We start from the raw sequence: 570 nt of genomic DNA, 5'->3' as shown, positions 1-570 counted from the left end.
GCTGTATTTGCCATGAGCCACCACGTTACCCGTTGCGCGTAAAATGTATGCCATCGCTTTGTCAGCATGTGCAAAGAATTTCTTCCATCCTGCACATAAATAGTTAAGTCCCGGCTCACCATCACGAGTACGAATGAAACGGTTTTTCGGGCATTCACCGTAGCATGCAAACTGATACTCACAGTCTCGACATTGCTGCGTTAACAAGCGAGATTTTGCAAAACCGAACTTCTGTTGCTCTTTGCTATAGGCCAATTCATCCAGCTTGTCATGATGAATATTGCCAATTTTGTACTCCGGATAGACGTAATGATCGCACGCAAACACATCGCCATTTGGCTCCATCGCTAACCCCTTACCGCACACCTCACCCAGCGTACAAAGTGGATTAGCGCGCCCCATCCAAGCCTCTACACTGGCTTCAAAATATTGCACAAACACTTTGCCGATATCGTTCTTAATCCATTCATCAAAAACCGCAATCAGGAAGTTACCCCAAGCTTCATCAGCAACACACCAAGGTTCCATGACAGAATCTTTGTGACCCGGAATCAAACGCTTGTCTCCTTG

General features: G+C 46.3%; 1 protein-coding gene. It reads right to left on the bottom strand.

The window, feature by feature from the left end:
• On the bottom strand, positions 1-570 hold a 570-nt coding region (locus R7Q09_RS27295), incomplete at both ends, for an SPASM domain-containing protein (RefSeq protein WP_318144100.1).

It is taken from the genome of Vibrio sp. 2130-1 (assembly GCF_033339515.1).
This window is presented reverse-complemented; position numbering and strand designations above follow the sequence as displayed.